Annotated in this window: 9 protein-coding genes; all 9 read left to right on the plus strand. The window is 29.0% G+C overall.

Annotated features, from left to right (window positions below; all coding sequences use genetic code 11):
• Positions 1-196: 196 nt before the first annotated feature.
• Positions 197-745: a stage V sporulation protein T gene (spoVT, locus tag Q5O44_RS13650; RefSeq protein ID WP_022169000.1), complete on the plus strand. Its 549-nt coding sequence runs from the start codon at positions 197-199 to the stop codon at positions 743-745.
• A gap of 119 nt (positions 746-864) precedes the next feature.
• Positions 865-2,400: a polysaccharide biosynthesis protein gene (locus Q5O44_RS13655; RefSeq protein ID WP_022169001.1), complete on the plus strand. Its 1,536-nt coding sequence runs from the start codon at positions 865-867 to the stop codon at positions 2,398-2,400.
• Positions 2,401-2,429: 29 nt separating this feature from the next.
• Positions 2,430-3,878 (plus strand): nucleoside triphosphate pyrophosphohydrolase, encoded by a 1,449-nt coding sequence (gene mazG, locus Q5O44_RS13660; RefSeq protein ID WP_022169002.1) that lies wholly within the window; start codon positions 2,430-2,432, stop codon positions 3,876-3,878.
• A gap of 236 nt (positions 3,879-4,114) precedes the next feature.
• Positions 4,115-4,390: an HU family DNA-binding protein gene (locus Q5O44_RS13665; RefSeq protein ID WP_022169003.1), complete on the plus strand. Its 276-nt coding sequence runs from the start codon at positions 4,115-4,117 to the stop codon at positions 4,388-4,390.
• A 101-nt stretch (positions 4,391-4,491) separates the two neighbouring features.
• Entirely contained in the window at positions 4,492-4,752 is a 261-nt protein-coding gene (locus Q5O44_RS13670; RefSeq protein ID WP_022169004.1) for an RNA-binding S4 domain-containing protein, read from the plus strand.
• Positions 4,753-4,805: 53 nt separating this feature from the next.
• Positions 4,806-5,102, plus strand: a complete 297-nt coding sequence (yabP, locus tag Q5O44_RS13675) for a sporulation protein YabP (RefSeq protein ID WP_022169005.1) — start codon at positions 4,806-4,808, stop codon at positions 5,100-5,102.
• Between the two features lie 8 nt (positions 5,103-5,110).
• The gene (gene yabQ / locus Q5O44_RS13680) at positions 5,111-5,500 is read left to right on the plus strand and encodes a spore cortex biosynthesis protein YabQ (RefSeq protein WP_022169006.1); all 390 of its coding nucleotides are present in this window, start codon (positions 5,111-5,113) and stop codon (positions 5,498-5,500) included.
• 80 nt (positions 5,501-5,580) lie between these two features.
• Positions 5,581-5,856, plus strand: a complete 276-nt coding sequence (locus Q5O44_RS13685) for a septum formation initiator family protein (RefSeq protein WP_022169007.1) — start codon at positions 5,581-5,583, stop codon at positions 5,854-5,856.
• Between the two features lie 79 nt (positions 5,857-5,935).
• The gene (locus tag Q5O44_RS13690) at positions 5,936-6,340 is read left to right on the plus strand and encodes a S1 domain-containing RNA-binding protein (RefSeq protein WP_022169008.1); all 405 of its coding nucleotides are present in this window, start codon (positions 5,936-5,938) and stop codon (positions 6,338-6,340) included.
• The last annotated feature ends 232 nt before the right edge of the window (positions 6,341-6,572 follow it).

The raw sequence follows: 6,572 nt of genomic DNA on the forward strand, positions 1-6,572 counted from the left end.
TATAAATATAGATAAAAATTTCTTTAATTTATTATTCATTACTGAGAATTCAGAATTTAAATATGTTGGAATAGGTTAGAATTAAATCCTCTTTAGCCCATTATAAATAATGGGTATAAGTGCATAAAATTTCTAATACTCCAAATAATAATAGCGTAAATACAAGTTAAATTAAAAAGGGAGGTAGCTCGTAGAGATGAAAGCCACTGGAATTGTAAGACGTATTGATGATTTAGGAAGAGTAGTAATACCAAAGGAAATAAGAAGAACTTTAAGAATAAGAGAAGGGGATCCTTTAGAAATTTTTACAGATAGAGAAGGTGGAGTAATATTAAAGAAGTATTCACCAATTGGTGAATTAACTGATTTTTCAAAGGAATATGCAGAAAGCTTACAGCAAGCAATTGGACATATAATATTAATATCAGATAAAGATGCCTTTGTTTCAGTAAGTGGTGCATCAAAAAAAGATTATATAGAAAGAAAAATCAGCAATGAATTAGAAGGAATTATGGATGGAAGAAAAGCCACCTTAATTGTTGAAGAAGGCAAGACTATACCTCTACATAATGATGAAGATGCAGGTGAGTATAGCAATCAAGTTATAGCTCCTATCATAGCTGAAGGTGATGCTATTGGTGCAGTAATGATACTTTCTAAAACTCCTGGAGAAAAGTTCAGTGAGATAGAATTGAAACTTGCAGAAACTGCAGCAGCTTTTTTAGGAAAACAAATGGAACAATAAAAATTTTTAAAATACAAAGAAAAATTACGGTAAAAGGAGGAAAAGAAAAAATAAAAGTCATAATACCTCTAGGCTTGAAATAAGAATTAATTAGTAATATAAGTTTGGAGGTATTAAATATGAAGAAGCAATCTTTGATTAAAGGTAGCATAATTCTTGGACTAGCAGGAATTATCGCGAAATTTTTAGGCTTCTTTTTTAGATGGCCGTTAATAATGCTTATAGGCGATACTGGAATTGGATATTATCAATTATCATATCCTTTATATATGTTTTTTGTAGCAATGGCTTCAGGAGTACCTATTGCTATTTCTAAAATGATTTCTGAAAAAAATGCTGTGGGAGATATTGAGGGAAGTTATGAAGTTGTTAAAGAATCAGTTTATTTAATGGCAATATTAGGTATAGGCACGTCTTTATTATTATTCTTCTTTGCAAAACCTATAATATCCTTTCTTAAATGGAATCCTAAATCATACTATTCATTAATAGCAATTTCCTTTGCCCCTATGATGATATCATTTGTAAATGTGTTTAGAGGATTTTTTCAAGGAATGCAGAACATGACACATACGGGGGTTTCACAAATATTAGAACAAATGGGACGAGTTATAGTAGGCGTAGGGATGGCAATAATTCTTTTGCCAAAAGGTATTGAATATTCAGCAGGTGGTGCTTCACTTGGTGCAGCAGGTGGAGGTGTATTAGCATTAGCATATTTATATATTAAATATTCTGAAATTAAAAAGGAAAATGGAATAAAGAAAATAAAGAGCAATCCTGAAATATTAAATAAAATACTTCAAATAGCTATTCCAATTTCCATAGGAACTACAGTTGGAACAATAATGAGTTTGATAGATTCAATACTGGTGCCACAAAAGCTTTTATTAAGTGGTATAAGCGAAGCTAATGCAACCATACTTTATGGGCAGCTTACAGGAAAAGCATCAGTTTTAGTAAATATACCATTAACAATATCTATGGCCATTGGTACTTCTTTAATACCAATCATTGCCGAAAGTTTTATACTAAATAAAAAGAAGAGCATGGAAAGTAAGATAAATATGTCTATGAAGCTGTCAGCAGTGATAGCTTTTCCAAGCGCTTTAGGATTATTCTTCTTAGCAGAGCCTATCATGAAATTAATTTTCTTTAAGAATTATCAAGGAATAGAAATATTAAGATACCTTTCACTTTCCATACCATTTATAATAATTACTCAGACATCTACATCTGTTCTACAAGCATCAAATCATTATATAAGACCTGTTATCAATTTATTTGCAGGATGTTTGGTAAAAGTTCTTCTAACGTGGTATTTAGTACCAATACCTAAGATAAATATTTATGGAGCAGTAATAGCAAGCATAGGTGCATATATAACTGTGGCAGTGCTTAATATGATATCTTTAAAAGGCAAATTAAAGATATCTATAGACTATTATAATTGCTTTTTCAAGCCACTTGCAGCGGCACTTGCTATGTCAGCAGGCGTAGTAATGACTTATGTAAAAGTAATGAAGTCTATAGAAAATGAGAGTATTTCTTGCTTATTAGCAATATTTGTGGGTATTATTATATATATGATAGCAATTATGCTTTTGAAAGTCTTTCGTTTGGAAGAGATAAAAGATAGATTAGTTAAAAAATAATTAAAAGCAATACAGAAGGAGAAAAGCTTATGATAAAGATAGTAGGTCTTGGGCCAGGAGCTCCAGAAGCATTAACATATGGAGCTATTAAAGCATTAGAAGATAGTGATAATCTTTTCTTTAGAACAGAAAAGCATCCTACCGTTGATTATTTAAAAGAAAAACTAAATGGTTTTAACACATGTGATAACTATTATGAAACAAGCGATAGTTTTGATGAAGTTTATGAAAAGATAGCAAAGGATTTAATTAGCAATTACAAAGAAAAAGGAGATCTTGTATATGCTGTTCCAGGGCATCCCCTTGTAGCAGAAAGATCTGTATTTAACTTAATGAAGCTTTGTGATGAAAATAATATAACATATGAAATATTACCAGCAGTAAGTTTTATTGATGCAATGATGGATGTTCTTAAGATTGATCCAATAGAAGGGTTAAAGGTTATAGATGCCTTTGATATCAAAAATCAGGTTCTTGATAAAAGAATAGGAACAATTATAACACAAGTGTATAATCCTCTTATAGCTTCAGAAGTAAAGTTAGAGCTTCTAGAGTATTATAATGATGATACAGAAATATATTATGTAAGAGCAGCAGGGATAAAGGGTGAGGAAAGTGTAAGAAAGATACCTCTATATGAACTTGATATGCAAGAAGATATAGATTATCTTACATCTGTATACATTCCTAAAAACCTTGATAATAAAAAAGATGTGCATGATCTTGTAAATTTAATAAGAACATTAAGAAGTGAAGATGGATGTCCATGGGATAGAGAACAAACTCATGAGAGCATTAAAAATCAGTTATTAGAAGAATGCTATGAAGTGATGGATGCAATTGAAAAAGATGACATAGACTTATTAATAGAAGAATTAGGTGATGTGCTTCTTCATGTAATCTTCCATGCGGTAATTGGAGAGGAAGATGGATATTTCAATCTTTCTGAGGTTGTGGATGGAGTCTGCAACAAGATGATATATAGACATCCACATGTGTTTAGCAATGCAATAGCAGATACAAGTGAAGATGTACTTAAGAACTGGGATGATATTAAGAGTCAAGAAAAGAAGTTTAACACTATATCAGAGGAGATAGATGCTATAGCAAATGCATTACCAGCTTTATTAAAAGCACATAAGGTACAAAAGAAGGCAGCAAGGGTTGGATTTGACTTTGAGAATGCTTTAGAGGCAGCAGCTAAAGTTCAAGAAGAGTTAAACGAAATATTAAATGAATATAATTCTAATAATATGGAAAGAATAATAGATGAAGTTGGTGATTTACTGTTTGCATGTGTAAATTTAGCTAGATTATTGAAGGTAGATGAAGAGGAAGCCTTAAATAAAGCAAGCAAAAAATTTGCAAGAAGGTTTAAATACGTAGAAGATAAAGTGTTGCAAAATAATAAATCCATGAAGGACGTATCTATTGATGAACTAAATAAATTTTGGGATGAGGCAAAAATTAACGAATAATTAATACAGTTTGTTAAAAGGAATTTCAAGATTTATAGAGAATATTTATTTTAAAGAATATTATTTGGACTATGCTACATGAAAATGTTGCGATAGCTACATTTTTATAGAAAAATAGCTGTATTGCTATAGACTAGTAATAAAAGTGGTTATATAATAAGGTAATGTAGTTATAGTACATAGTTATAACAGTTAACTACAATAAAAATAGCTGTTTATTTAAGGAGGATGTAATTGTGAATAAAGCAGAATTAATTACTAGCATGGCTGAAAAAAGCCAATTAACTAAAAAAGATGCAGAAAGTGCATTAAAGGCATTTATTGATTCAGTTCAAGAAGCTTTAGAAAATGGTGATAAAGTTCAATTAATAGGATTTGGTACTTTTGAAACAAGAGAAAGAGCTGCTAGAGAAGGTAGAAACCCAAGAACTAAGGAAACTATCACTATTCCTGCATCAACAGTTCCAGTATTCAAAGCAGGTAAAGAATTTAAAGATAGAGTAAACAAATAATTTATTTATAAAAACCCGAGTTTTTCTCGGGTTTTTATTTTAATATGTAGAAAAAATATAATAAAATAAATATAATAAAGAAATATTTGGAGGAAGAGAAAATGAGATTAGATAAATATTTAAAAGTATCTAGAATAATTAAAAGAAGAACTGTAGCTAAGGAAGCATGTGAAAATGGAAGAGTTGCTATAAATGACAAGGTTGCAAAACCATCTACAGATGTTAAAGAAGGAGATATAATTGAAATTACTTTTGCTACAAGAAAGCTTAAAGCTAAGATAGTTAATATAGCTGAGCATGTTAGAAAAGAAGAAGCAAAAGAAATGTATATAATAATTGAAGGGGAAGAAGATAAAGAATAAATTATAGTCTACTTTCATATATTTTAAATAAGGAATATATGGGGGAGTAGATAATGGAGAAAAAGGTTGAAAATAGTAAGCTAGAAGATAATAGAGGAAACTTAGTTTTAGAATGTAGAAAAAAACTTACTATGACTGGAATAGTTGAAGTAATAAGCTTTGATGAAGAAAAAATAATGCTAAATACTAAATTAGGTCCTTTAACAATAAAAGGTTTAGGGTTAAAAATGAATAAACTAGATGTACAAAATGGTGATGTTATCATTGTGGGAGAAATAAGTGCAATGATATATAGTAGCAAGGAAATTAAGAAAGAAAAAGAAAGTATAATTGGAAGACTATTTAAATAGGTGATACCATGCCATTACCAATAAATATTCAATTTAGTATAATAGTATATTCGTTTTTATCAGGATTATTAACAGGTGGAATGTTTGATTTATATAGAATTATTAGAGGAAGCAAGATACCAAAACCTATCCTTGTTATTGAAGATATATTGTTTAGTATTTTAGCAGCAATGATAGTATTTACATTCTTGTTATATACTGATTATGCTTTTTTAGGGGCATATGTATATATATTTATGATCTTAGCAATATTCATTTATATGAAGTTTATTAGTCCAACATTTATATCTATTGAAAGGTCTATATTTGATATTATTTCAAAGGTAGTAAGGATATTGTTAAAAAACATAAGCTATGGTGCAAAATTAATTTTTTCTTTTATTACAGGAAAAAGATAAATACTCAAAAAATTACTTGAATAAAGTAATTATAATGTTTAAAATATACTTATATTATATATAAAAGAAGGTACTATTTTATGAAAAAGAGGCTTACAATAAATAAAGTAATTATAGTTGTGATTTTTGCTGTATTTATATTTAGTCTGGTTAGACAAGGAATTGCTCTAAAAAGAATTAAAGAAAGTCTTTCTGTGGAAAGACAGAATCTAAATCAGCTAAAAGAAGAAAATGAAAAGTTACAAGCCGAAGTTGAAAGTGCTCAATCTGATTATGAGTATATAGAAAAGCTTGCTAGAGAAAGATTAGGGTTAATCAAAGATGGTGAGCAAGTTATAGAAAGTTTAGAGCCTTAAGAATAGTATTATTTAATATCAAAGAGGTTATTATTTTAATAACATATATTAATAAAATTTAAGGAGGATTCTTTGTAACATGACCTTAATGGCAGGAAACATATTAGAGGGTACAGTAGTAAATATCACTAACTTTGGAGCTTTTGTAGAAATTGAAGGGAAAACAGGATTAGTTCATATTTCTGAAGTAGCAGATTCTTTCGTAAAAGATATAAGAGAGCATCTTAATGAACAAGATAAAGTTAAGGTGAAAGTAATATCAATAGATGATAATGGAAAGATAAGCTTATCAATAAAGCAAGCAAATGTTGTTAGAAAGTCAGCAAAGCCAGCAGAAATTGAATGGAAGCAAGAAAAGAAAAAAGCTCAATCTGGAGAAAAATTCGAAGATATAATGTCTAAATTCTTAAAAGATAGTGAAGAAAGACAACAAGACTTCAAAAAGCATCAAGAATTTAGAAGCAGAAATAGAAAAGGTTTTTAAGTAGAAATATAATACTTTAATTTAATATATAAATAAAAACACAGAAATTTTTTCTGTGTTTTTATTATTAACATAGGAAAAATATTGTTCTGAAGTGGCTATTTTACTAGGGTTGTAGAAAAAATAAAAAAAAATAAAAAAATATCGAAAAAAATGTTGACACTTTATAAAACATAATATATAATTAATTTTGTCGTAAGGCGGCGACGGAAAATAAAAACAAGCTGAAGTG

Source organism: Clostridium sp. CAG:221 (assembly GCA_000435835.1).
Taxonomy (GTDB): domain Bacteria; phylum Bacillota; class Clostridia; order Clostridiales; family Clostridiaceae; genus Clostridium.